The organism is Mycobacterium sp. E2462 (assembly GCF_001672685.1).
Classification (GTDB): domain Bacteria; phylum Actinomycetota; class Actinomycetes; order Mycobacteriales; family Mycobacteriaceae; genus Mycobacterium.
Genome location: NZ_LZKC01000421.1, coordinates 1 through 22,988, shown reverse-complemented (window position 1 = coordinate 22,988; position 22,988 = coordinate 1). Strand labels below are relative to the sequence as shown.

General features: G+C 70.1%; 22 protein-coding genes. 6 read left to right on the top strand and 16 right to left on the bottom strand.

The window, feature by feature from the left end; all coding sequences use genetic code 11:
* The 5 genes from A5714_RS21800 to A5714_RS21780 form a co-directional block, all read right to left on the bottom strand.
* On the bottom strand, nucleotides 1-751 hold a 751-nt coding region (locus tag A5714_RS21800), incomplete at its 3' end, for a MoxR family ATPase (RefSeq protein WP_231975951.1).
* A gap of 19 nt (nucleotides 752-770) precedes the next feature.
* Nucleotides 771-1,253, bottom strand: a complete 483-nt coding sequence (locus A5714_RS21795) for a hypothetical protein (RefSeq protein WP_068288764.1) — start codon at nucleotides 1,251-1,253, stop codon at nucleotides 771-773.
* A gap of 4 nt (nucleotides 1,254-1,257) precedes the next feature.
* Nucleotides 1,258-2,217, bottom strand: coding sequence for a DUF4129 domain-containing protein (locus A5714_RS21790; protein WP_068288762.1), 960 nt, complete (start codon nucleotides 2,215-2,217; stop codon nucleotides 1,258-1,260).
* Nucleotides 2,218-2,331: 114 nt separating this feature from the next.
* Nucleotides 2,332-3,201 (bottom strand): SDR family NAD(P)-dependent oxidoreductase, encoded by an 870-nt coding sequence (locus A5714_RS21785; protein ID WP_068288760.1) that lies wholly within the window; start codon nucleotides 3,199-3,201, stop codon nucleotides 2,332-2,334.
* Nucleotides 3,198-3,800, bottom strand: coding sequence for a TetR/AcrR family transcriptional regulator (locus A5714_RS21780; RefSeq protein ID WP_068071817.1), 603 nt, complete (start codon nucleotides 3,798-3,800; stop codon nucleotides 3,198-3,200). The genes A5714_RS21785 and A5714_RS21780 overlap by 4 nt, the downstream gene beginning before the upstream one ends.
* Nucleotides 3,801-3,862: 62 nt before the next feature.
* Here A5714_RS21780 and A5714_RS21775 point away from each other — a divergent pair, with 62 nt between their 5' ends.
* Entirely contained in the window at nucleotides 3,863-4,999 is a 1,137-nt protein-coding gene (locus tag A5714_RS21775; RefSeq protein ID WP_068288778.1) for a phosphotransferase family protein, read from the top strand.
* Entirely contained in the window at nucleotides 4,999-6,114 is a 1,116-nt protein-coding gene (locus tag A5714_RS21770; protein ID WP_068288758.1) for a hypothetical protein, read from the top strand. Before A5714_RS21775 ends, A5714_RS21770 begins: the two co-directional genes overlap by 1 nt.
* A gap of 3 nt (nucleotides 6,115-6,117) precedes the next feature.
* On the opposite strand, the gene A5714_RS21765 is transcribed toward A5714_RS21770, so the two are convergent.
* The 4 genes from A5714_RS21765 to A5714_RS21750 form a co-directional block, all read right to left on the bottom strand.
* Entirely contained in the window at nucleotides 6,118-6,741 is a 624-nt protein-coding gene (locus A5714_RS21765) for a GntR family transcriptional regulator (RefSeq protein WP_068071821.1), read from the bottom strand.
* 48 nt (nucleotides 6,742-6,789) lie between these two features.
* Entirely contained in the window at nucleotides 6,790-7,935 is a 1,146-nt protein-coding gene (nnhA, locus tag A5714_RS21760) for a 2-nitroimidazole nitrohydrolase (protein WP_068288755.1), read from the bottom strand.
* Nucleotides 7,936-8,031: 96 nt separating this feature from the next.
* The gene (locus A5714_RS21755) at nucleotides 8,032-9,402 is read right to left on the bottom strand and encodes an LLM class flavin-dependent oxidoreductase (protein WP_068288752.1); all 1,371 of its coding nucleotides are present in this window, start codon (nucleotides 9,400-9,402) and stop codon (nucleotides 8,032-8,034) included.
* A complete protein-coding gene (locus A5714_RS21750; protein ID WP_068071866.1) occupies nucleotides 9,399-10,637 on the bottom strand; it encodes an MFS transporter in 1,239 nt (412 codons plus the stop codon). Before A5714_RS21750 ends, A5714_RS21755 begins: the two co-directional genes overlap by 4 nt.
* A 258-nt stretch (nucleotides 10,638-10,895) precedes the next feature.
* On the opposite strand from A5714_RS21750, the gene A5714_RS21745 reads away from it, so the two are divergent.
* Nucleotides 10,896-12,242, top strand: coding sequence for a flavin monoamine oxidase family protein (locus tag A5714_RS21745; protein WP_068288748.1), 1,347 nt, complete (start codon nucleotides 10,896-10,898; stop codon nucleotides 12,240-12,242).
* Here the strand turns inward: A5714_RS21745 and A5714_RS21740 are convergent.
* Nucleotides 12,237-13,172, bottom strand: a complete 936-nt coding sequence (locus tag A5714_RS21740; RefSeq protein WP_231975950.1) for an alpha/beta fold hydrolase — start codon at nucleotides 13,170-13,172, stop codon at nucleotides 12,237-12,239. The two genes, A5714_RS21745 and A5714_RS21740, sit on opposite strands and share 6 nt — an antisense overlap.
* Nucleotides 13,173-13,352: 180 nt before the next feature.
* On the opposite strand from A5714_RS21740, the gene A5714_RS21735 reads away from it, so the two are divergent.
* On the top strand, nucleotides 13,353-14,738 hold the full coding sequence (locus A5714_RS21735; protein ID WP_231975949.1) for an NAD(P)/FAD-dependent oxidoreductase: 1,386 nt from the start codon (nucleotides 13,353-13,355) through the stop codon (nucleotides 14,736-14,738).
* On the opposite strand, the gene A5714_RS21730 is transcribed toward A5714_RS21735, so the two are convergent.
* The 3 genes from A5714_RS21730 to A5714_RS21720 form a co-directional block, all read right to left on the bottom strand.
* Complete coding sequence (locus A5714_RS21730; RefSeq protein WP_082959898.1) at nucleotides 14,689-15,228, bottom strand: STAS domain-containing protein; 540 nt, start codon at nucleotides 15,226-15,228, stop codon at nucleotides 14,689-14,691. The two genes, A5714_RS21735 and A5714_RS21730, sit on opposite strands and share 50 nt — an antisense overlap.
* A 289-nt stretch (nucleotides 15,229-15,517) precedes the next feature.
* Complete coding sequence (locus A5714_RS21725; protein ID WP_068288742.1) at nucleotides 15,518-16,606, bottom strand: helix-turn-helix domain-containing protein; 1,089 nt, start codon at nucleotides 16,604-16,606, stop codon at nucleotides 15,518-15,520.
* Nucleotides 16,607-16,645: 39 nt separating this feature from the next.
* A complete protein-coding gene (locus A5714_RS21720; RefSeq protein ID WP_068288739.1) occupies nucleotides 16,646-17,797 on the bottom strand; it encodes a glycosyltransferase in 1,152 nt (383 codons plus the stop codon).
* Between the two features lie 184 nt (nucleotides 17,798-17,981).
* Between A5714_RS21720 and A5714_RS21715 the strand changes: the two genes are divergently transcribed.
* Nucleotides 17,982-18,860: a chemotaxis protein CheB gene (locus A5714_RS21715; protein WP_068288770.1), complete on the top strand. Its 879-nt coding sequence runs from the start codon at nucleotides 17,982-17,984 to the stop codon at nucleotides 18,858-18,860.
* 27 nt (nucleotides 18,861-18,887) lie between these two features.
* On the opposite strand, the gene A5714_RS21710 is transcribed toward A5714_RS21715, so the two are convergent.
* From A5714_RS21710 to A5714_RS21700, 3 genes are read right to left on the bottom strand one after another with little or no spacing between them, the layout of a single operon-like run.
* The gene (locus A5714_RS21710) at nucleotides 18,888-20,744 is read right to left on the bottom strand and encodes a CheR family methyltransferase (protein ID WP_068071835.1); all 1,857 of its coding nucleotides are present in this window, start codon (nucleotides 20,742-20,744) and stop codon (nucleotides 18,888-18,890) included.
* A gap of 52 nt (nucleotides 20,745-20,796) precedes the next feature.
* Nucleotides 20,797-21,555: an STAS domain-containing protein gene (locus tag A5714_RS21705; protein ID WP_068288736.1), complete on the bottom strand. Its 759-nt coding sequence runs from the start codon at nucleotides 21,553-21,555 to the stop codon at nucleotides 20,797-20,799.
* Entirely contained in the window at nucleotides 21,548-22,552 is a 1,005-nt protein-coding gene (locus A5714_RS21700; RefSeq protein WP_068288768.1) for a chemotaxis protein CheB, read from the bottom strand. The genes A5714_RS21705 and A5714_RS21700 overlap by 8 nt, the downstream gene beginning before the upstream one ends.
* 115 nt (nucleotides 22,553-22,667) lie before the next feature.
* Between A5714_RS21700 and A5714_RS21695 the strand changes: the two genes are divergently transcribed.
* The gene (locus A5714_RS21695; protein ID WP_068288734.1) at nucleotides 22,668-22,925 is read left to right on the top strand and encodes a Rho termination factor N-terminal domain-containing protein; all 258 of its coding nucleotides are present in this window, start codon (nucleotides 22,668-22,670) and stop codon (nucleotides 22,923-22,925) included.
* The last annotated feature ends 63 nt before the right edge of the window (nucleotides 22,926-22,988 follow it).

Here is a 22,988-nt window from a genome sequence, read left to right as displayed (position 1 = left end):
CGCGCGGGACCTGATCGCGATGCGGGAATCCGTCGAAACCGTGACGGTGCACGAAGACGTGCTGCACTACGTGGTGTCGCTGGCCAACGCGACCCGGCACCACCCGCAGGTGGCGGTGGGTGCCAGCCCGCGCGTCGACGACCTGGTTCACGGTCGGCTCGGCGGAGCCACGGTCGAGGCGGCGGCGCAACATCGCGGTCTCGTCCTGTTCGGACAGGTAACGCAGCTCCAACCGGATCGCGAACCGGTCCAGCTGCGCCTCGGGCAGCGGGTACGTGCCTTCATACTCGATGGGGTTGTCGGTGGCCAGGACGATGAACGGCCCTGGCAGCCGGTGGGTTTCGCCGTCGATGCTGACCTGTCCCTCGGCCATCGCCTCGAGCAGCGCCGCCTGCGTCTTCGGCGGGGTTCGGTTGATCTCGTCGGCGAGCAACAGGTTCGTGAAGATCGGGCCTGCGCGGAATGCGAAGCGGCCCGATTGCATGTCGTAGATCGTCGAGCCCAGCAGGTCGGCCGGCAGCAGGTCCGGCGTGAACTGCACCCGCGTGAACTGCAGGCCCAGCGCCGCGGCGAAAGACCTGGCGATCAGCGTCTTGCCGAGGCCGGGCAGATCTTCGATCAGGATGTGCCCGCGGGCGAGGACGGCGATGAGGATGAGCCGCAGCGCGGCCCGTTTGCCGACCACCACGCGTTCGATCTCGTCGAGGACCGCCTCGCAGTGGGCGGTGGTGGTCGCGGCGGGCAGTGTCATGGCGAGATCGCGCCCCCTGTCATACCTGCTCCAGCTTCCGCAGGATCTCTTCCAGCGCCGCGCGGCCCGGCCCCGGTTGGCTGTCACGCGTCAGCGTGACGTTGTTGGGATTGACCCATTCCCACAGATCTACACCGAACAGCATTCGGCCGGTCGCGTGATAGGCCGCGGGGTCCTTCGATCGCCGCTGGCCCGTGGCGATCTCGTAACGCCGCGCGAGCATGGGGCGCAGGTGCCGGTCCCAGTCGGCCCGGGTCGACTCCGACCAGCGAATCGTCGTTTCGGTGGTGGACAGCCACCGGCGCAGCGCGTTGCCCTGCTCGTCGGCGGCGGGCTCGGTCTCGCCGGCCGAATCCTGCGCTAGGGCACGACGAATGCTGAGCAGCACCAACGCCAGGCCGGCGCCCGAGGCGGCGAGCACCCAGCGCCGGTCGTGTTGGGTCAGGGCCAGCAGCTCCATACCCAAGATGAAGCACACGCCCAGCGCGACAGGCCTTTTCACGCGCTCACCCGGACGCCTGGCTGCGCGATCGGAGCTCGTCGAGGACCACGTTCAAGACCCCCACCGCGACGTCGCGATGCCCCTCGTTCATCACGTGCGGGCTGAACCGCGCCTCGGCGAACAGGCTGACCAATTCCGAAGCGGTGTCGGCGCGCAGGGCATGCTGCTCGACGGCGCGGTCCAGCACTTCGGTGGCCGTGTCGAACTGTTGCGGGACGGCGCCGGGGACGCGCGCCAGTTCACGTTCCATGGCCGCGTAACAGGCGATGATCGCCTCCCGCGGTTCGCGGCTGGGGTCCGTCATCTCGGCGAGGCCGCGTTCGGCGGCGCGCGCCAACGTCTCCGAACTCCGTTGAGTCTGCGGGGCTTCGACACGCTCGTCGGAGTAGTGGACCGCGGGCGTCGAGCGCCGGCGCCGCCGCGCCAGGGCAACCGTTCCGGTGATGAGCAGCGACAGCGTCGCAACGGTGGCGACGAGCAGGATCCCTAGCAGGTCGCCGGTGTCGTGGTGCGGGCGCTGCCCGGGGCGCGCCGCGGCGGGAGCATCCGGGCGCGCGGGCGCGCTCGCGTCGGTCGGCGGTGGGGACGCAGCCAGGTGTCCCGGCAGGTGGTGGACCAGCAGCGTCACGATCAGCAGCCACGCGGCGAGCACCGCGAGCCCGAGCACCAGCACGCGCCAGCTGGGGCGGCCTCGACCGGTCCCGAGCATCTCGGACAGGTCACCGACGTGCGGCGCCGCGGCACGCGGATCGCGCAACCGCGCGATGACGGCGAGCGCGACCAGTGATAGCGCCACCGCCAGGGCCGTCACCACGAACAGCAGCGCGACCCCGCTGTTCCCGGATTCACCCGGCGTCGGGGCCCGCCGGGCCGGCAGGTAACCGCGCAGGGCGGCCGCGACGACGAGCAAAAGCACCAGCAGGGCGACGACCCGCCCCGCCGGCCTGTCCGCCGTCACCGCCATTGCCACACCACTCGACCGGTCGCCCACCGCATGCGCGCCGTGGGCTTGCCCCATCCTGGCATGTCGCGCCGAGCGTTATCCACCGTCGGCGGTGCGGCGCGCGAACGCGGGAACTCAGCCGAGCTTAAACGGTGCGAAGCTGCCGTCGAGCACCTCTAGATGCCCGACGGTGCGGCCGGTGACCTTTGCCGGGTCCACGAGCACCAATTCGACTGCGGCGCGGGCGAATTCGTCGGCCGGCGCGGTGTCGTCGAAGTTGCGGGCGTAGTAGGACAGGCCGGGCGTGAGGATGGGCTTGGACGGCGACAGCGCGTTGACCGCGATGTTGTGATCGGCGAGGTCGTACGCCGCGCACTGGGTCAGGTGCTCCAGGGCGGCCTTGGACCCGCCGTAACCCGGCAGCACTGCCCCGCTGCGGTCGGCGTAGGGCCCGTCCCCCGGCAGCCGAGACGCGACCGAGGTGACGTTGACGATCGAGCCGCCACCCGAGCCGATCATGTCGGGACACACCATCTGCATCAGCTCGTAGGCGGCGAACACGGCGATTTCGAAGTGCCGCCGGTAGGCCTGCAACGGCGTGCTGACGAAGCCGGGCCACCCCGGCTTCGACGCAGGCCGCGAACCCGCGGGGGTGCGGCGCGAGGGCGCGTCGGGCCCGGGCGGGCGGCCCGGGGCGGTGAACGCCGCGTTGTTGACCAAGATGTCGACGGGCCCCAGGGCGTCTCGCGCGGAACTGGCCAGCCGCGCGACGTCCTCGCGGTCGGTGAGGTCGGCACGGACGGCGACGGCGCGGCCACCGGCCGCCTCGATCGCCGCGGCCGTCTCGCCGATGGTCCCCGGCAACCGCTCGTCCCAGACCTGCTCGGTGCGTCCGGCGACCGCGACCGCCGCGCCCTCGGCCGCCAAAGCCAGCGCGATCGCGCGGCCCAGGCCGCGGCTGGCGCCGGTGACGATCGCGACGCGGGCCGCCAGGCGGCCCGTCATCCCGTCACCCCGTGGACGACGATGGCCGTGGTCTGCTCCACCCAGCACTCGTCGAGCTCCTCCTCGGGGCGCAGCAGCATCCGCAGCATGGTGGCTCCGCCGATCAGCTCGATCAACCGGTCCGGGTCGACGTCGGGATGGGCCTCGCCGCGGTCGACCGCGTCGCTCAACCGCACCCGCACGGTGCCGAACAGGTCCGCGAAGCGCGACATCACCCGGGCGTTGAGGGCGGGGTCGGCCGTCATGTCGGCCACCAAGCCGGGCAGCGCGGCCCGCACCACCGGGGTGGTGAACACGTCCCGGGTCGCCTCGATCATCATGCGGACGTCGGCGGCGATGTCCCCGGCGGGCGCTTCGAGCGCGGTCGGCGCGGCGGGAAAGGCCGCCTCATGCACCAATTCGGCCTTGCTCGACCACCTGCGGTACAGCGCCGACTTGGTGGTTCCGGCCCGCTCGGCGACCGCGGCCAGACTCAGATTCGAATAGCCCATTTCCACAAGCAATTCGGCGGTCGCGGCTAATATGGCCGAGTCGATACGCGGATCGCGCGGGCGGCCGGCCCCGGGGGCCTTGTCAAGGGTGGACGGGTCTGCTTTCATATCGCTACCTACCGTATCGTAATTGATCGCCGCGACGAAGTGCTCAAGGAATGGAGGCACGCGTGGCCAACGAACCCGTGCTCGACCAGGTCGACCGCCTGCAGCGGTCCAGCCGCGACGTCACCACCTTGCCGGCGGTGCTGTCGGACTGGCTGAGCACCGTGCTGCCCGGCGGCGCCAAGCCCGAGGTCGTCGTCGAAAGCGGCGTCGACGCCACGGGCATGTCCTCGGAGACCATCATCCTGACCGCCCGCTGGCAGCAGGACGGCGAGCCGGTCGAACACAAGCTCGTCACCAGGGTGGCGCCCAGCGCCGAGGACGTCCAGGTGTTCCCCACCTATCGGCTCGACCACCAATTCGAGGTGATCCGCCAGGTGGGCGAGCTGACCGACGTGCCCGTGCCGTCGGTGCGCTGGCTGGAATCGACCGGCGGCGTGCTGGGCACCCCGTTCTTCGTGATGGACTACGTCGACGGCGTGGTGCCGCCCGACGTGATGCCCTACACCTTTGGCAACAACTGGTTCGCCGACGCCGCCCCCGAGCGGCAGCGCGAACTGCAGGACGCCACCGTCGGGGTGCTCGCGACGCTGCATTCAATCCCGAACGCGCAGAAGACGTTTGGCTTCCTCACCGATGGGCAGCAGGGCGACACCGCGCTGCGCCGGCACTTCAACTGGGTGCGCGGCTGGTATGACTTCGCGGTCCCCGACATCGGCGCGTCGCCGCTGCTGGAGCGCACCTTCGCCTGGTTGGAGGACAACTGGCCGGCCGACGTCGCGGGGCGCGAGCCGGTGCTGTTGTGGGGTGACGCGCGGGTCGGCAACGTGCTGTACCGCGACTTCAAGCCCGTGGCGGTGCTGGACTGGGAGATGGTGACGCTGGGCCCGCGCGAGCTCGACGTGGCGTGGATGATCTACGCGCACCTGGTGTTTCAGGAGCTGACCGGCCTCGCCGGCCTGCCGGGGTTGCCGGAGGTGATGCGCGAGGACGACGTGCGCGCCACCTACGAGCGGCTGACCGGTGTCGAGGTGGGCGACCTGCGCTGGTTCTACGTGTACTCCGGGGTCATGTGGGCTTGCGTCTTCATGCGCACCGGTGCGCGGCGGGTGCACTTCGGCGAGACCGACAAGCCCGACGACGTCGAATCGCTGTTCTACCACGCCGGGTTGATGCGGCGCCTGATCGGAGAGGACCAGTAATGCTCGGACCGCTCGACGAATACCCGGTGCACCAGATCCCGGCGCCGATCGCGTGGCCGGGCTCCTCAGACCGCAACTTCTACGACCGGTCGTACTTCAACGCCCACGACCGCACCGGCGACATCTTCGTGATCAGCGGCATCGGTTACTACCCCAACCTCGGCGTCAAGGACGCGTTCTTCCTGGTCCGGCGCGGCGACACCCAGACCGCGGTGCACCTGTGCGACGCCATCGACTCCGACCGGCTCAACCAGCGTGTCAACGGCTACCGCATCGAGGTGATCGAGCCGCTGCGCAGGCTGCGCCTCGTCCTCGACGAAACCGAGGGCGTCGCCGCCGATCTCACGTGGGAAGGCCTGTTCGACGTGGTCCAGGAGCAGCCGCACGTGCTGCGCGCCGGCAACCGGGTGACCCTGAACGCGCAGCGCTTTGCGCAGCTGGGCAGCTGGAGCGGCCGGCTGGCCATCGACGGCGAGGAGATCGCCGTCGACCCCGCCGTCTGGATCGGCAGCCGGGACCGGTCGTGGGGCATCCGGCCCATCGGCGAACCCGAGCCCGCGGGGCGCCCCGCCGACCCGCCCTTCGAGGGCATGTGGTGGCTTTACGTGCCGATGGCGTTCGACGACTTCGCGATCGTGCTGATCATCCAGGAGGAGCCCAACGGGTTTCGCTCGCTCAACGACTGCACCCGCATCTGGCGCGACGGCCGCGTCGAACAGCTCGGCTGGCCGCGGGTCGAGATCCACTACCGGTCCGGCACCCGGATCCCCACCGGGGCGACCATCGACGCCACCGCGCCCGATGGCACCCCGGTGCACTTCGACGTGGAATCCAGACTCCCCGTGCCGATTCACGTCGGCGGCGGCTACGGCGGCGACTCGGACTGGCTGCACGGCACATGGAAGGGCGAGAAGTTCGTCGAGCGGCGCACTTATGACATGACCGACCCGGGCATCGTCGCGCGGTCCGGCTTCGGCGTCATCGACCACGTCGGCCGCGCGGTGTGCCGCGACGGCGACGGCGAAGCCGTTGAGGGCTGGGGTCTTTACGAGCACGGCGCGCTCGGCCGCCACGACCCCTCGGGCTTCAGAGACTGGCTCACCGTCGCGCCGTAGCCCTTACGACCCGACGTCGGTCGGGCTCCCGTGGCAGTACGACAGCACATGCTCGCGCACCAGCTCGCCGACATTCGGATCGTGCCTGGCGAAGGCGTCGACGATCGCGGTGTGATCGTCGACGTTGTCGTGTAATCCGGTGCGAAGTAGGCGGAGCGACAGGTTTGTCCACACTTCGATGCCGAGCGATTCCCACACCGCGAGCAACACTGCGTTGCCCGAACTCGCGACGATCTCGCGGTGGAACGCGACGCCGGCCCGAACCTGCATGCCGACGTCACCCAACTCCGCGGCCCGCCGGATCTCGTCGGTATGCCGCTGCAATGCCGTCACATCACCGGCCAGCTTGTCGACCGCAAGTGAGGCCGCGAGGCCTTCCAGAGCTGCTCGCACGGGGTACATCTCGAGCAGGTCGCCGGCACCGATGTCGCGCACCCGCGCGCCCTTGTTCGGCTCCGAGCTGACCAGCCGCAGTGCTTCCAGATCGCGCAGCGCCTCGCGCACGGGCGCTTGGCTGACGTTCAACTCGGTGGCGACCTGGCGTTCCACGATACGGTCACCGGGTTGCCACCGACCGCTGATCAGCCCGTCGAGCAGCACACCCAGAATCTGTTCGCGAAGCGGCATGCCCCGAACTTCAGGCCGCCCGTCGGACGCGTTGGACACCGCCTAACTCTAGGCCTGCCGCCAGACCCGGTTGCGGACATCGGCGAGAGTCGGCCCGGGCTCCCGGTTTATCTGCATCACCCGACACTTGATGCCGCCACACGCCTTCCGGATCTGTGTACCGGTCACTTCGATAACCTGCACGCCGGCGGCCCGGATTTTCTCGTTCGTCCGGTGGCAGTCCGCGTGGGCGATCACCTTGCCGGGCTCGAGCAACAGCACATTGCACGGCGCGAGGAAATCGCGCTGCTCTTCTGGATCAGCTTCGATCAGTTCGAAGTTGTTGTCGTACAACCAGGTACGCGCCTCCCAGTCCAGCGCTGCCGGTGAGACGATGAGCTTTCCCACGTCGATCGCGTTGATGTTGATGTCCGGATGCGCGCAGGCACCGGTGGCTTTGTTGAAGAAGCCTTCCACGGCGGGGCGCAGTTGCAGGTTGTGAAACTCCTCGGTGCCGCTGGTTCTGGATATAGCGTCGACGAATTGGTCCGTTCCACGCTGGTCGTACGAGGCCGAGAGGCAGGTGACCAGCACCTCCTCGGCGATCATGTTGCAGGCGCCTGGCTCCATGGCGCCTTCGGTGATCGCGACAAGCGGCGGAATGTTCAACGTGTTCCACGCCCACTTGGCGAGGTACTCGGTGACGCCGACCATGCCGGGCAGGAATCCGAAACGCGAAATGACCGATCCGCCGCGCCAAATCGAGCCCCAGGACAAGAACACATGGCCCATCAGTGGCCCGTAGGCATTGGTCGGCTCGTCGGGGTAATCGATCCAGTGCACGGTGATGCCGTTGCTCTGCAAAGCCGTTGCCAATTCCTCGGTTTCGCGTTGAAACGCGGCCAGGTCGACCGGGCCACGGTCCGGGACACCCATCAGGCCTTGGAAAAACGCCGGGTTCTGCCGGTATTGCGGGCTCTGATCGTGGATGGTGTGTTCGGTCGGCATGTGCAGGGCAACCTCGGTCAATCGGCCGATGCCGTTGAAACCGAACGAACGCCCCGCTACCGCCTCGGCCTGGTACGTCCGGTAGTCCGCCTGATGCGTGGCGCGCACGAACTCGTAGGTGCTGATGCCGTCCCGATAGTGCGGGATGTCCGTCAGCCGCCAATCCTGGTAGGCGCGGGCGGATTTGGGTGCGTCGATGGCCGTCATCTGATTCCTCCGGCGTAGGTGGACTCGCTCCATGCCAATTTGATCGATGATCGATCATTTGTCAAATGGGTATATCGCTCGCTCCAGAACCCACCGCTAGCCTCGCCGGTATCGCGCACCGGGGTGGTCGTCAGCCAGCAACGGGCCGGCGCCGCCGAGCCGCTCGCGCAGCGTGGCACGCGGCACGCTCTCGGGCACCCGACCGCGGCGCCGCAGCTCCGGGACCACCAGGTCGGCGAAGTCGGCGAAGGTGCCCGGCGTCGTCACGTAGGCGACGTTGAACCCGTCGACGTCGGCCTCCTCGACCCACCGCTCCAACTCGTCGGCCACCTCGGTCGGCGAACCGGCGAGCACCGGACCGCGCCCGCCAAGTCCCACCTCTTCTGCCAATTCCCTGACGGTCCACTGCCTTTCGGGCGCGGCGGTGGTGAATGCGGCCAGTGCGGAGCGGTTGGCGTCGGTCTCGACGTAGCGCAGCGGCTCGTCCGGGTCGAGCTCGGCCAAGTCGACCCCGGTCCAGCCGCCGAACAGGGCCAGCGCGCCGCTGGTGCTGACAAAGCCGCGATACTCGTCGAGCTTGGCCAGCGCCCGCTCGTGGGTTTCGGCGACCACCGGGGTCACCATGGTGAACACCTTGATGGAGCGCGGATCGCGGCCCAGGTCGGCCGCGGCCGCGCGCAACGCCTGCACCGGCCCGCGCACCACCTGTGGCGTGGGACCGGACACGAACACCGCCTCGGCGTTCGCGGCGGCGAACCTGACCCCGCGCGAGGACGCGCCGGCCTGAAACAGCGTGGGCGTGCGCTGCGGCGACGGTTCGCACAGGAACGGGCCCGGTACCGAGAAATACCGGCCCTTGTGCTCGATGTCGTGGACCTTGGCCGGATCGGTGAAGACGCCGCGGTGCGCGTCGCGCACCACCGCGTCGGCTTCCCAGGAGCCCTCCCACAGCTTGTAGCAGACCTCGAGGTACTCGTCGGCGATCTCGTAGCGCTGGTCGTGCGGGATCTGCGCGTCCAGGCCGAGATTGCGCGCGGCGCTGTCCAGATAGGAGGTGACGATGTTCCACGCCACCCGCCCGCCGGTGAGGTGATCCAGCGTGCCCAACCGGCGGGCCAGCGAGTAGGGCTGCTCGTAGGTCAACGACAGGGTGATCCCGAAACCGAGCGACTCGGTCACCGCCGCCATCGCCGAGACGGCGGCGGTGGGGTCGTTGACCGGGAACTGCGCCGCGTCGATCACCGCGGCGTCTCGCGAACCACCGTAAACGTCGTAGGCGCCCAGCACGTCGGCGAGGAACAGCGCGTCGAAGCCGCCCGCCTCCAGCAGGCGCGCCAGGTCGGTCCAGTACCCCAGTTCGCGGTACCGGTGGCCCTGGTCCTCGGGGTGGCGCCACAACCCGGCGGACTGATGCCCGACGCAGGCCATGTCGAAGGCGTTGAGGAAGATTCTGCGCGTCACACTCACTCGATTTCGTCGGAGCTGGTCTCCCGCGCCGCGTAGGCCGCCGCGCCGGTGAGCGCGGACAGCACGGCGAAGTATCCCACGATCCACCATGGCTTGCCGCCGCCGAACGCCAGCAGCGACGCGGCGATCAGCGGAGCGAAGCCCCCCGAGAGCACGGCGCCGATCTGGTAGCCCAGCGACGAGCCACTGTAGCGCAGTCGCGTGTCGAACAGTTCGGCGAACCAGGCGGCCTGCGGACCGTACATGGAGTCGTGAACGATGTTCACCCCGAACACGATTGAGGCCACCACCGCGATCGCCGATCCCGTCCCGGCGGCCAGGAAGAACGTCGCCAGGGCCAGCACCCCGGCCACCGCGCCGAACAGGTACGGCGGCCGGCGGCCGATGCGGTCCGACAGCCACGCCCAGGCCGGGGTGCTGATGAATCCGAGGGCCGACGAGATCAGCACCGCGATCAGGCCCACCGCGCTGCCCTTGCCGAACGAATCCTGCAGGTAGGTCAACGAGTACGTGGTCAGCAGCACGAACAGCGCGATCTGCGACAACCGTAAACCGGTGGTGAGCACCACGTTTCGCGGTTGCCTGCGCAACACCTCCACGATGGGCAGCCGCGCGAGGTCGTCGCGTTGCTTGAGGCGGCCGAAGATCTCGGCGTCGGTCAGCCGCAACCGTAAAAACAGGCCGAGACCCACCAGAACGGCGCTGAGCAGGAACGGGATTCGCCACCCGTACGCCAGGAAGCCGGCCGGTCCGGTGGCGGTGCGAGTGATGAAGAACACCGACGTCGCCAGCAGCATGCCGGCCGGGGAGCCCAGCTGGGTGAAGCTGCCGAACAGCCCGCGCCGCCCTGGCGGGGCGTGTTCCACCGACAGCACCGCGGCGCCGCCCCATTCGGCGCCCACGGCGAGTCCCTGCAACACCCGCAGCCCCGCCAGCAGGGCGGGCGCCAGCAGTCCCGACTGCGCGTAGGTGGGTAACACCCCGATGGCGGTGGTGACCAAGCCCATCGCCAGCAGCGCCCCCACCAGGACGGCCTTGCGGCCCACCCGGTCCCCGATGTGCCCGGACAGGATCGCGCCCAACGGCCGCGCCCCGAAACCGGCGGCGTAGGTCGCGAACGAGGCCAACGTCCCGGCGGTCGAGGACACGTTCGGGAAGAACAGCGGTTTGAACACCAACGCGGAAGCGGTGGCGTACAGGTAGAAGTCGTACCACTCGATGGTGGTGCCGACCATGCTGCCCAGGGCGACGGTGCGCAGGCCGGGCCCCGGCGGGGCGTCCGGCCCGACCTGGGCGGTCGGGGCCGAGCTAGTGGCAGTCACGCGGCACCACCGTAGCGAAAGCGGCGAGGTCAACCCAGGTTTGCCCTCGCGGTGAGGCGAACACGGGCCGTCGACTCGCGGCCCCGCCGCGCCGCCGGCCGTCGTCACCGCAACGGACGCGCGGTCGGGTTCGCCGTACAAGCGGCGGGAGAATGCGGTTCACTGGAGCCCGTGACGAAGCCGCCGCGCATCTACGACGTCGTCGTGGTCGGCGCCGGCTTCGCCGGTTTGGCCGCGGCCCGGGAGCTGACGCGGCAGGGCCACGACGTCGTGGTTTTCGAGGGCCGCGACCGGGTGGGCGGGCGCTCGCTGACCGGCAACGTCGCCGGCTTGCCGGCCGACATGGGCGGCACCTTCGTGGGCCCGACGCAGGACGCCGTGCTGGCGCTGGCGGCCGAGCTGGGCGTGCCGACCGTTCCGACCCATCACGAGGGCAAGAACCTGATCCATTGGCGCGGCTGGACGCATTCCTACCGCGGCACCATCCCCAAGCTGTCACTGACCGGGCTGCTGGATATCGGCCGGTTGCGGTGGCAGTTCGACAGAATCGCGCGCAGCATCCCGGTGGCGACCCCGTGGGACGCGCGCCGCGCCCGCGAGCTGGACGGCGTGTCCCTGGGCGGCTGGCTGCGCTCGGTGCGCGCGACGGCCTCGTCGCACGACCTGCTGGCGATCGTCGCGCGGGTCACCTGGGGCTGCGAACCCGACGAGGTGTCGATGCTGCACGCCGCCCGCTACGCTCACGCCGCCGGCGGCCTGGACCGGCTGCTCGACGTCGAGAACGGCGCGCAGCAGGACCGGTTCCCCGGCGGCACCCAGCAGATCGCCCAGGCCGCGGCCGACGAGCTGGGCGCGCGGGTGGTCCTCAACGCACCCGTCCGCCGCGTCGAGCGCCACGGCGGGGGCGTCACGGTCACGACGGACGCCGGGCAGGCCGAGGCGGGCTTCGTGATCGTCGCCGTCCCCCCGGCCCACCGGGCGGCGATCGAGTTCACTCCCCCGCTGCCGCCCGAGCACGAGCAACTGGCCCGGCACTGGCCGCAGGGCCGGCTCAGCAAGGCCTACGCGGCCTATTCCACGCCGTTCTGGCGGACCGCCGGCTTCTCCGGCCAGGCGCTGTCCGACCGGGGGCCGGTGTTCATCACCTTCGACGTCAGCCCGCACGCGGACGGCCCGGGCATCCTGATGGGCTTTGTCGACGCCCGCGCGTTCGATGCGCTGCACCCCGACCAGCGCCGCGACGACGCGCTGCGCTGCTTCGCCACGTTGTTCGGTGACGACGCGCTCAAACCGCTCGACTACGTCGACCATTGTTGGGGCAGTGAGCCGTTCGCGCCCGGCGGTCCGACGGCGGCGGTGCCGCCGGGTTCGTGGATGCGTTTCGGGCGGTGGCTGCGCGAGCCGGTGGGCCCCATCCACTGGGCCGGCACCGAAACCGCCGACGTCTGGACCGGATTCCTCGACGGCGCAGTGCGATCCGGCCAGCGGGCGGCCGCGGAGGTCAACGCGCGGCTATGAGCTGATCAGGCTGGTCCGCGGGTCGTGAGCCACCGACTCGGCGAGCGCCCGCAGGTGGCCGCTCACGGTCCGCGGGTGTTCCAGCATCGAGCAGTGCCCGCCGGGCAACTCGACGAGGCCGACGACGTTGGGTGCGGTGCGGGCGATCCGGCGGGCCTGGCTGATCGGCGTCAGCCGGTCGCGTTGGCTGCCGATCACCAAGGTCGGCACCGTCAAGCCGTTCAGGTCCAGGTGTTTGGCCCCGAGTGACGCGACGAGCGTGCGCGCGCATCCGGAGCGCCCGGCCGGGGAGGTCTGCTCGAACAGTTCGTAGATGAGGCTCGCGACGGCGGGGCCGGCGTCGCGACCCGTCGCCAGCATCCCGACCAGGTAGCGGCTCGGGACGCGCGCGGGCGCCGGGACCGGGAATCCGCCGAAGGCGGCGAGCAGCGCGCGCCCGGCCAGGATTCGGGCCGGCGACAGACCGCGGGGCACGGGCAGCAGCTGAAGTTTCTGCAGCAGGTCCCCGGTGGTGGTGTTGATCAGTGCGACGGCGTCGGCTCGACGGGCCACCTTGTGGCGGTACCGCGCCGACCAGGCGGCGATGGCGATGCCGCCCATCGAGTGACCGGCCAGCACCGCACGCTCGTGCGGTGCCAGCGTCGCGTCCAGCACCGAATCCAGATCGGAGGCAAGGTCTTTGAGGCCGTAATTCTTGCGGCGCGGCAGGCCGCTTCGGCCGTGGCCGCGGTGGTCGAAGGCGATCACCCGGTAATCGGCGGACAGGTCGGCGATCTGATACGCCCACGCCCGCAGCGCGCACGTGATGCCGTGCGTCAACACGATCGGGTAACCGTCGGCCGGTCCGAAAACCTCGGCGTGCAACCGGGTTCCGTCGGCCGACCTGACGGCGACCGTGCGGCTCGGCGGCAATGTTTCGGGGAAGGGCATCCTATTGCGGGCTGTCGCCCCGGCGCGAGAACCGGACGCGCCGGCCGATCGTCGAGCATTCATCGCCGCTCCCCCCGATCGCGGCACCGTTGCCGCAGCTAAGGAATGAACCGACTGTACCCCCACGCGGAGACCGGCATTGGCAATTCCGGCGAACCACCGTGTGAGACGCTGGCATCCGTGTCCCCGTTCTCCCGGCGGGAATTGCTGACGGCGGCAACGAGCTGCGTCGGCGGGTTGGCCGGCGGCGCGCTGTTCGGTGCCTGCGCGTCGAGGCCGGTGAGCCCGGCGACCGGTGGCGCGCCGGTGCCCAACGACGCCGTCATCGTCGTCGGCGCCGGCATGGCGGGCCTGGCCGCCGCGCGCACCCTGCGCGACGCCGGCCGGCCGGTGTGCGTCGTCGAGGCGCGGGATCGGATCGGCGGCCGGGTGCACACCGACCGGGGCTGGGGCGTGCCGCTCGAGCTGGGCGCGTCGTGGATCCACGGGACCACCGACAACCCGGTGCTGGAGTTGGCCCGGCGCGCCAACGCGCAACTCGTCGCCACCGACTACTACGGTTGGGCCGAGCTCGCGGTGGATCCGGCATTGCCGCCGCTGCACTACGACAGCGCGAAGTGGCGCGCCTTCGTCGAACGCGCGCGCGGCGGCGCCGACGGCGCGAGCCTGGGCGCCGCGGTGCGGGCCGCCGCCGCGCGCGAAAGGATTTCGGCGGTCGAGCGTGCGGAACTGGCTTTCTACCTCACCACCGAGGTCACCGACGAATGCGCCGCGGACCCCGACGACCTGTCCGCCAACGCCTTTGACAAGGGCGACGACGCCACCGGCGATCAGGACGCGGTGACCAACGGCTATGACGCCCTGCCTCGGCAGCTCGCCGACGGGTTGCCGGTCGTGCTGAACTCTCCGGTCACGGCGATCAGGCAGCGCCGCGACAACGTCGTCGTGCGGACCACGGGTCGAACGTACGAGGGGCCCGCCGCCATCGTCACCGTCCCCCTCGGGGTGCTGAAGTCACAGACGATCGCGTTCGACCCGCCGCTGCCCGACGAACACGCGCACGCGGTGCGCGCCCTCGGATTCGGCGTGTTGTCCAAGAGCTTCTTCCGCTTCGACAAACGACACTGGCGGACGGACAACGCGTTCTACCAATACCTCGGCGCCGAGGACGCGTCGTGGGCGCAATGGTTCACGCTGCCCTACGCCGCCGGCCCGATCGCGGTGGCGTTCAACGGCGGTGCCCGTGGCCGCACCGTCGAATCCTGGCCTCCCGAAAGGCAACTCGCCGAGGCGTCACCGGTCGCGCGCCGGATCTTCGGCGACCGGGTAGCGCTGACCGCGGCACGGACGTCGGCGTGGAGCCTCGATCCCTTTGCGCGCGGTGCGTATTCGTTCCACGCGCCCGGCTCCGGAATCGACGACAGGCTGCGGTTGCGGCAACCGATCGGCGAGCGGGTCTACTTGGCGGGCGAGGCCGTCGGCGCGGACAACCCGGCCACGGTGACCGGCGCCGTGGTCAGCGGCCGCTACGCCGCCAACCAAGTGCTCCAGCGATTGAATGGTTGACCACCGCCGGACGGCCCTGGGGCTCTTGCTGGCTTGCCAGCCGCGACGCGAACCGCCGACGCGCCCGGGTGGCGCGGTCGATGTCGCGCAGCGCCGTAGGCACCGAGTCGGCCAGCGACAGCCCGCGGGCGGGCAGCACCCGCGTGATTCGCCGCAGGGCCGAGCCGTCGACCACCACGCACCGGACGTTGGCCCGGCGAGCTTCTCGGGACAACAGCTCCACGGCGGTGAGCCCCGCCACGCTCATAAAGTCCAGGTCGGTCAAATCCAGGATCAGCGGGGCGCGTAACCGGGAGAAGCGTCGAATCGTCTCCGTGAGCAGGCCGGCGTTGTAAGCGTCGACGTCACCCTCGATGCGCAGCACGGTGGCGACACTGCGTGCGTGCACGTGCAATTGCGCACCGGCGCAATCGATTTCGTAGCGGCTGCGCGGCTCGCCGAGCAGCTGGGGTGCGCTGTCGGATCCGCGCAGGTTAGGAAAAGCAGTCATAGGGGTGCCCTTAATGCTTGTCATGTGCAGGGCGAGCGACAACGGTGTCCGAGTGGCGCCCGTTAAAAAACGGCAGCTGGGGACTCAACCTGACTCGATCCTACCGCCGATGCCGGCCCGGCGGCGTTTCCCGCGGGTGGACGGGATGGGCCGCAGGCTAGGCAAAACCGGGGTCGAACAGGCGTTTTCCCGCGGAAAAACCCGGTGAATGTCGTGGGCGTGGGCGGGCCTGTTCGCGCCCCGATCGGGCGGCACGGGTTGAAATCGCGGTGCGGTTATGTGGGCCCGGTCACGCGGGCAGGCCCGGCTGGCGCAGCGTGGTGTGCGGGCTCTGCCCGTAGGTCTGCCGGTAGAGCACCGCGAACCGGCCGGTGTGCGCGAAACCCCAGCGCTGAGCGATCTCGGTGACCGTGGCGGTGGACGGCTCGCCGGCGAGCAGGTCCTGGTGAGCGCGGTTGAGCCGCACCCGCCGCATGTACTCCGTCGGCGTGGTGTCGAGCTGGCGGCGGAACAGGTATTGCACCGCCCTCGGCGTCAGGTGCACGGCCGCCGCGACGTCGTTGATGCCCACCTCCGCCGCGGCGTTGCGATGGATGAACGACACGGCTTCTTTGAGCGTCTCCGGCAGCGCCGGCTCGTCGCCCGGATTGCGTTCGGTGACATTGGACGGAAAGCACTCGAGTAACGCCACGGCGAGCAACTGCGCCATTCCGGTGACGATCAACGGTTGCTGGGCGGTGTCCGCCGACGCCAGACCGGCGGTCACGTACTCCAGCGCCCGCTGCCAGGCGCGCACCGCGGCGCCGGACCGGGGGCGCTGGTCCACGAACTGGATCTGCTGGGCCAGCGCGCCCTGCCAGTCGGCGGCGACCTTGTGCAGCACGTCGGCGGCGACGCTCACCACGTCGAAGCGCGCCCCGTTGCACTGCAGCGCGCACGACATGCCGTGCGTGACGAGCAGGGGCACGTCCAGGGCCGTCAGGGATGCCCCCGCCACGGCCAGCGAACCGGCGCGAGGCTGGATGACGACCGCCGTCGCGGACGCCGGGACCTCCAGGACCGCCCGCCCCTGGATCATCACGTCATCGACCGTCAGGAAGCCCGCCTCACAGCGCCGGTGCGACACCGCCGTCGCGGGGGTCATCCCCGAGACCCGCCAGCCGGGCCGGTAGACGCTGGCGAAGAAGCGGCGCAGCACCTGCGGGTCGATGGTGCGAAACTGGCTGTGCTTGACCGCGACCGCGGCTCGCTCCCGCCGCGGCGCCTCGCCCCGCTGGCCCGGATCCGGCTCGGGGTGACCGACGTCGGCCTGCCCGGTGGGGGCGGCGAGCTGCTCGCCGGCCGCCGAGCCGGCGGCGTGTCCCGTCATGGTGGTCATCACCGAACCTCCAGGGCCATGGATGCTGACATCATCGCATCACCGCCGGCCCGCCGACTGCAAGTGTCCCGACAGGGTGCGCTCGACCGCGACCTGCCGGTAGATGTTCAGCGCGTCGTGCGCGATCCGGTCCCAGGCGAACCGCGAGACCGCGCGGCTGCGACCCGCCGAGCCCATGCTCTCGCACTGAAAGCTCTGACCGACCAGGCCGCGCAGGGTGGCGGCCAACGCCCGCGGGTGTTCCGGTGACAGCACCAGCCCGGTGACGTTGTCCACGATGACGTCAGGCAGGACGCCGACGGGCAGCGCCACCACCACCGCGCCGCAGGCCATCGCCTTGAGCGCCGGCGCGGGGTGCGGCGGTTGGCGCGGGGCGCACACGACCGCGTCGGCGGACCGCAACAGCACGGCGAGGTTGTCGTCGTCGACCGTGCCGGCGAAGCCCACCCGGTCGCGCACCCCCAGCTCGGCGGCCAGCCGGCGCAGTCCGGCGCGCGCTTCGTCGTGGTCGGCGGTGCTGGCGTCGGTCTCCGCGAAAACCACCTCGGCGCCTGGCACCCCGGCCAGGGCGCGCAACACCAGATCGAAACCGTTGTGCGGCAACGGATTCGACGCAGGACAAACGATGCGATGCAGCCCGGTGCGCGCGGACACCGGGCCGGTCGGGGTGAATCGCTCGACGTCCACACCGCACGTCAACGCCGACACCCGCGCCCGGCTGCGGCGCAGCCGCGCGAGCAGGTCGACGTCGCCGCTGCTCTCGCCCGTCGCCCACACTGCGCTGCGCGCCAGCATCGCCTCGACGCGACCGCGCGGGCTGTCTGCGTCGCCGGCGGCGCTCAGGCCCGAGAGGCTCTGGACGGTGGGAATGCGGTGCCGGCGCGCGGCCAACTGCGCGGCTAATCCGCCCAACCACCCGTACGCGTGCACGACGTCGGGACGGCTCGACGCCCACTTGCGTTCCAGCGCGGCCGCCCACTCCCCGACGAAGGGCATCACCTCGGCGGGTGACACCGGCCCGGACGGGCCGACGGGGGTGCACACGGTGCGTGGGCCGGACGACGGCGTGGAGCGGCGGCGCCGCTGCCGCAGGTACAGCGCCGCCTCGTGGCCACGGGCGCCGACCGCGGCACACAGGTGCTGGGGGTCGTCGTGGACGATGTCATCGCCGCTGACGAACGCAATCTTCACTTTGAACTCCCCGTGCCGCTAGGGTGTCGCAATTCTGGCCTCTTGGCGACGGGGCGTACCCGGGCCCTAAGGGGCCAAACCCGGCGGCTTCGCCCAGCGCGCCCGTGCTTCGCCTGCCGGACAGCGCGCGCCGGTGATCGGCGACGAGATCGCGGCCGCGCCGTCGACGGTGGACACTGAGGGCATGACGACGGACACGCATCGTCCGGTGATCGAAATGGTCGTCCTGGTGGCCTCGGCCGGAGGGCTGGCCAGTCTGACGGCCGTGCTGCGGGAGCTGCGCACCGAGCTGCCGGCCGCCGTCGTGGTCCAGCAGCATCTCGGCGGTCACGACAGCGTGCTGCCGAACGTCTTGGCGCGGCAGACGGACCGTCCCGTCGGGTGGGCCCAGCACGGCCACCGCCCGGCGCCGGGACGAGTGGTGGTGTGTCCGCCGGGGGCGCATCTGGAGTTCTCCCCGCACGGCGTCTGCCGGTTGCGTCCCTCGCTCGCGGCCGCGGACCACCGTTTCGACGTGCTGCTGACGTCGGTGGCCCAGTCGTACGGTCCGCGCAGCGTGGGCGTGGTGCTGTCGGGTTCGGGGCGCGACGGCGCCGTGGGCACCGCCGCGATGCGGCGGGCGGGCGCGCAGGTGATTGCCGAGAGCCCGGAGACCGCGCGGTTCGCCTCGATGCCGGCGGCGGCCGCGCGGGCCGGCGCCGGCCTGGTGCTGCGCATCGAAACAATCGGCCGCACCCTGACCGCCCTCGTGGACGGCGTTGCGGTGCCCGATGCGCTGGTCACCGCGTTGATCGGCGCGAGCCCACGCGACCGCGCATCCGGACCGCCGGCGGGTTTCGACGAAGCGTGGCTGGCCGGTGCCGTGTCGAACGCGGCGGGCCGCGCCGAGCTGGCGCGGCTGCGGGCCGCGGAGCTCGCGCGTCGCCGCAAGGATCTGTCGTCGGGCTTCGGCGTCGACGCGCGCACCGCGGCCACGGCCCAGCGCAGGGCGGCGGAGTCGCGGCGCCGTGCGCAGCTGGCGCATCAGGCGGCGGCGGAGGCGGCCGCCCGGTGGGGCTCCTAGCCGTCGGCCGGCAGGGCCGTCGGTAAGTCAGCCGCGCGGCTGCTGGTTCACCAGGTCCATCAGCAACAACGCTCCACCAACTGCCCCGTCGCTCGAACGGAACGAAGTGCAGGTGACCCGCACCCGGGCCGGCCGGCCGCGGCGGTTGACCGCGTCCAGCTCGATCTCACCGGAGCTGTCCGGGTCCACGAACGCGTTGCCGATCAACGGTCGCACGCCGTCCAGCGGCAGCCCGATGTCCAAGGCGGTCAGCCGCAGGCCCGTCGCCTCCTCGGCGCGCAACCCCCAGAGCTCCTCGCAGCCACGGTTCCACAGGATGACCTTCATCTCGCGGTCGACCACCACCATGCCCATGTGCACCGAGTCGATCAGCGAATCCAGGAAGCCCTTCGCGTCGTCGAGCTCGACGCTGCGTTCGCGCAGCATGTCGTTGATGGTGTGCAGTTCGTCGTTCGTCGACTGCAACTCCTCGTTCATGGTCTCGAGCTCTTCGTTGGTGGATTGCAGCTCTTCGTTGGTGGTCTCGAGCTCCTCGACCGTGGATTGCAGTTCCTCGTTGGTGGTTTCGAGCTCCTCGTTGGTGGACTGCAACTCTTCGTAGGCGGCCTCGAGCTGCCGGTTGGTCTGCACCACCTTGTCGAGCAGCGCCCGCGTCGCGGTGACGTCGAAGAAGACGATCGACACACCCAGTAACCCGTTCTCGGTGTCCACCAAGGGATTCACGTGGATCTCGAACCAGACCGTGTCTGCGCCCGGCCGCTGCCACTTGACGTCCTGGATGCGCGCGGAGCGGCGCTCCACCTTGGCCTGCTCGAGGTAGGCGCGCAGCTCGACCGGGCGGTAGGACACCTCGAGATCCCGCAGCAGCCGGCCGATGTCGCGGGCCGACAGGCCGAAGATGGATTCCGCCTGCTGGTTGATCATGGCCACGGTGTCCTCGCCGGTGACCACGATCTGGGCGACCGGGCTGGCGCGAAACGCCAAGTCCCGCACGTTGGTCAGGCCCGGCTGGTCGATCTGGCGTTCGTAGAAGGTGCCGGCCGGGTCGTAGCGTTCTCCGCTGCTGTGGGAGCCGGCCGCCTTCCGGAAGATTCGGTGTTTGAGGTTCAACGGCGTGTAACGGTCGCCATGGCTGAGCAACATCTCGGCGTGCCCAAGGAACAGCGTTCCCTGCGGCGCCAGGGCAAAGTGCAAGCGCCCCAACACGTTTCTTTGCGTCTCCGCGTTGAGGTACATCAGCGTGTTACGGCACACCAGCAGGTCCACACGGGAAATCGGCGCGTCCTTTACCAGGTCGTTGCGGCCGAAGATGACGGCGCGCCGCAGATCTTTGTGAAACACGTAGCGGCCGTTGACATGTTCGAAGTAACGCGGCAACAGCGCCTCCGGCACAGATTCGACCGCCTTAGCCTCGTAGGAGGCGGCGCGCGCCTCGGTGAGCGCGTCCTCGTCGACGTCGGTGGCGTAGATCTTGGCGCGCTGCCGGAACGCCTCGGGCCCAAGCGCTTCCGAGAGAAGCATCGCCAGGGTGTACGCCTCCTGGCCCGAGGCGCATCCCGCGCTCCACACCCGGATGGGATCGGTGGGGCCGCGTTCGGCCAGCATCCGCGTGATGACCTCGGAGCCGATGAATTCCCACGCGTCGGGATCGCGGAAGAACGAGGTGACGTTGATGAGGATCGTGTTGAACAGCGCCGTGAATTCATCCGAGCTGGCCTGCAGGTAGTCGAGATACTCCTCGAAGGAGCCATACCCGGCGTGGTCCATCCGGTGGCGGACCCGGCGCATCAACGAGGTGCGCTTATAACCGGTGAAATCGAAACCGCGAGAGTCGCGCATGTAACGCAACAGGGCCTCGAAAGCCTCGTCCGTCGTGCCGTCCATCGAAGTCCCGTCCGCGTAGGGGTTCGCCGAAGGAGATGAACATTACTCGGTGTCAGAACCGATTCTCGTGACCGACCACCGCCCACACCGTCTTGCCCGACGGTGTGGGAGTGGCGCCCCAGGACCGGCACAGGGCGGAGACGATGGCCAGGCCCGAGACGGCCCCGGCGTCCCCGTTAGCGTCCTCGTGCCGGGCGGGGAGGCGCTCGCTGCAATCTTGCACCGCGACGGTGACGGCGTCCCCGAGACTCTCCACGATCAGAATGGGCGCGCTCTGCGTATGGTCGAGGACGTTCTCGACGAAGACGGTCGAGAGGGTCGCCGCGACGGGGGCCAGCTCGGGATGGCCCCAGTCCGTCAACCAGTCGGTGACGGCGGCCCGCGCCCGGTCGAGGCTGTCCCGGGTTCGGGAGAGTTCGGCTCGCGCCCGGCGCCGGATGTTGGGTTGATTGCCGGCCGCCGCCCGCAGCGCCGTATCCATGCCGGCATGCATCGGCACGTACCGGGTGACGCCGCTTCCGACGATGTCGCGCCGCATCGCGGGATCCGAACACACCAGCAATATCGGCACGTCCGGCCACACGCTGACGTGCCAGCGGGCGCTGGTGAACACCGTCCACGCCGACGCCGAAGGCGCGCTCAGCCCGCTGACGTCGACGATCACGGCGCTCGGCTCGTCGAGGGCGGCCTTGATGACGGTGTCGCGGATGTGCCGATAGGTGGAGCTGTCCAGCATCCCGTGCAGCACCAGAACCGGCACCTCCTGTTGCGGGTGCAGGTCGATGCGCACGGCCGATCGCGGCTCAGTCACCGCCGTCCTCCTGGGCCTGCGTGGCGTTCGACAGCCGGTCGCTGAGGACGGTCAGCGCCTGCTCGGTCTCCTCGGCGATGCGCGTGTACCGCTCGAAGAGTGGGCCGCGACCCGCCTTGCGGGCGAGTTCCCCCGACAGCCGCACCTTTTCCTGCAGGCTGCGCACCGCGACCCACAGCGCCCCCTCCAGCTCCTGGTCGCGGGCGTTGAGCAGCGCTTCGGCGGTCCACGCGTGGCCCACCTGGCAGCGAAAATTGCCGTCGCTGACGGAGGCCAGCGACCCATTGCAGTCGGGGCACGTGAAACCCGACGGCGCACCCAGCTGCTCGGTATCGAAGTCCGTGGCGAACCGTGACATCATCGCTATCCGATTTTCGAGTTCCATGGCCGCGTCGTGTTCCATGTCGGGTTCCTCGATCTTTCGGTACGACAGCTCCTTGAGCAGCGCCCCCATCTCGGCCGCCGACGCCTGGCGGTCGAGCACGCCGGCCTCGAGGGCGTTGTTGGGCATCGCCGGAAACAACGCGTCCTCCAACGACTGACCGATGGTCGTGCCGCCGCGGGACCGGATGGCCGCCAGCCCGAGCACGCCGTCGTCGAGCACCCCCGAGAGCAGCACGCCGACGGCCCGGGGCCCGAAGGTCAGCGCGACCGAGCGGAACAACGCGTTGATGGCGGGGCGGTGCCCGTTTTCCGTGGGCCCCTGCGACAACACCACCCGGTGGTCGTCGACCAACAGGTGCCGATCCGGGCGCGCCACGTAGATGGTTCCGGCTTCGAGGGGCGCGCCTTGCCGCGCCGCGACCGCGGGCAGCGGCCCGCTGCGATCCAGGATGCGGGCCAGCACACTCGGCGCGCCCGCCGGCATGTGCAACGTCACCACGTAGGCGAAGGGCACATCAGGGGACAACCCCGCGGCGAAGCGCGACAACGCCTCGACACCACCGGCGGAGGCGCCGACGGCAACCACGCCCACCAGGCCGTCTCCGTTGGTCATCTCCGCCACCACCCTTGGCTACCCCTCACCATCGTAGGTAACCCAACAGTCGCTGGATAGTCGGTGATCTGCGGCGCACAGTTTTCCGGGTCCGCGGCCGGGGCACCCGTCAGTCATGCCGAATTCATCGATCAAGAACGACAAAATGTATCGGGACCTGCGCAAGCAGGGCGACTCCAAAGAGAAGGCGGCGCGCATCTCCAACGCGGCCGCCGCGCGCGGTAAGTCCGTGGTCGGCCGCAAGGGCGGCGAATCCGGGACGTACCAGGACTGGACGGTTCCGCAACTGAAGAAGCGGGCGAAAGAGCTCGGCATCACGGGCTATTCGGGCCTGACCAAGGACAAGCTGATCGCCAAGCTGCGCAACCACTGACGTCAGGCGCACAGACCCAGCCGGTCGACCAGCACCAGGAAGGCGACCGCGAAGTCGTTCTGC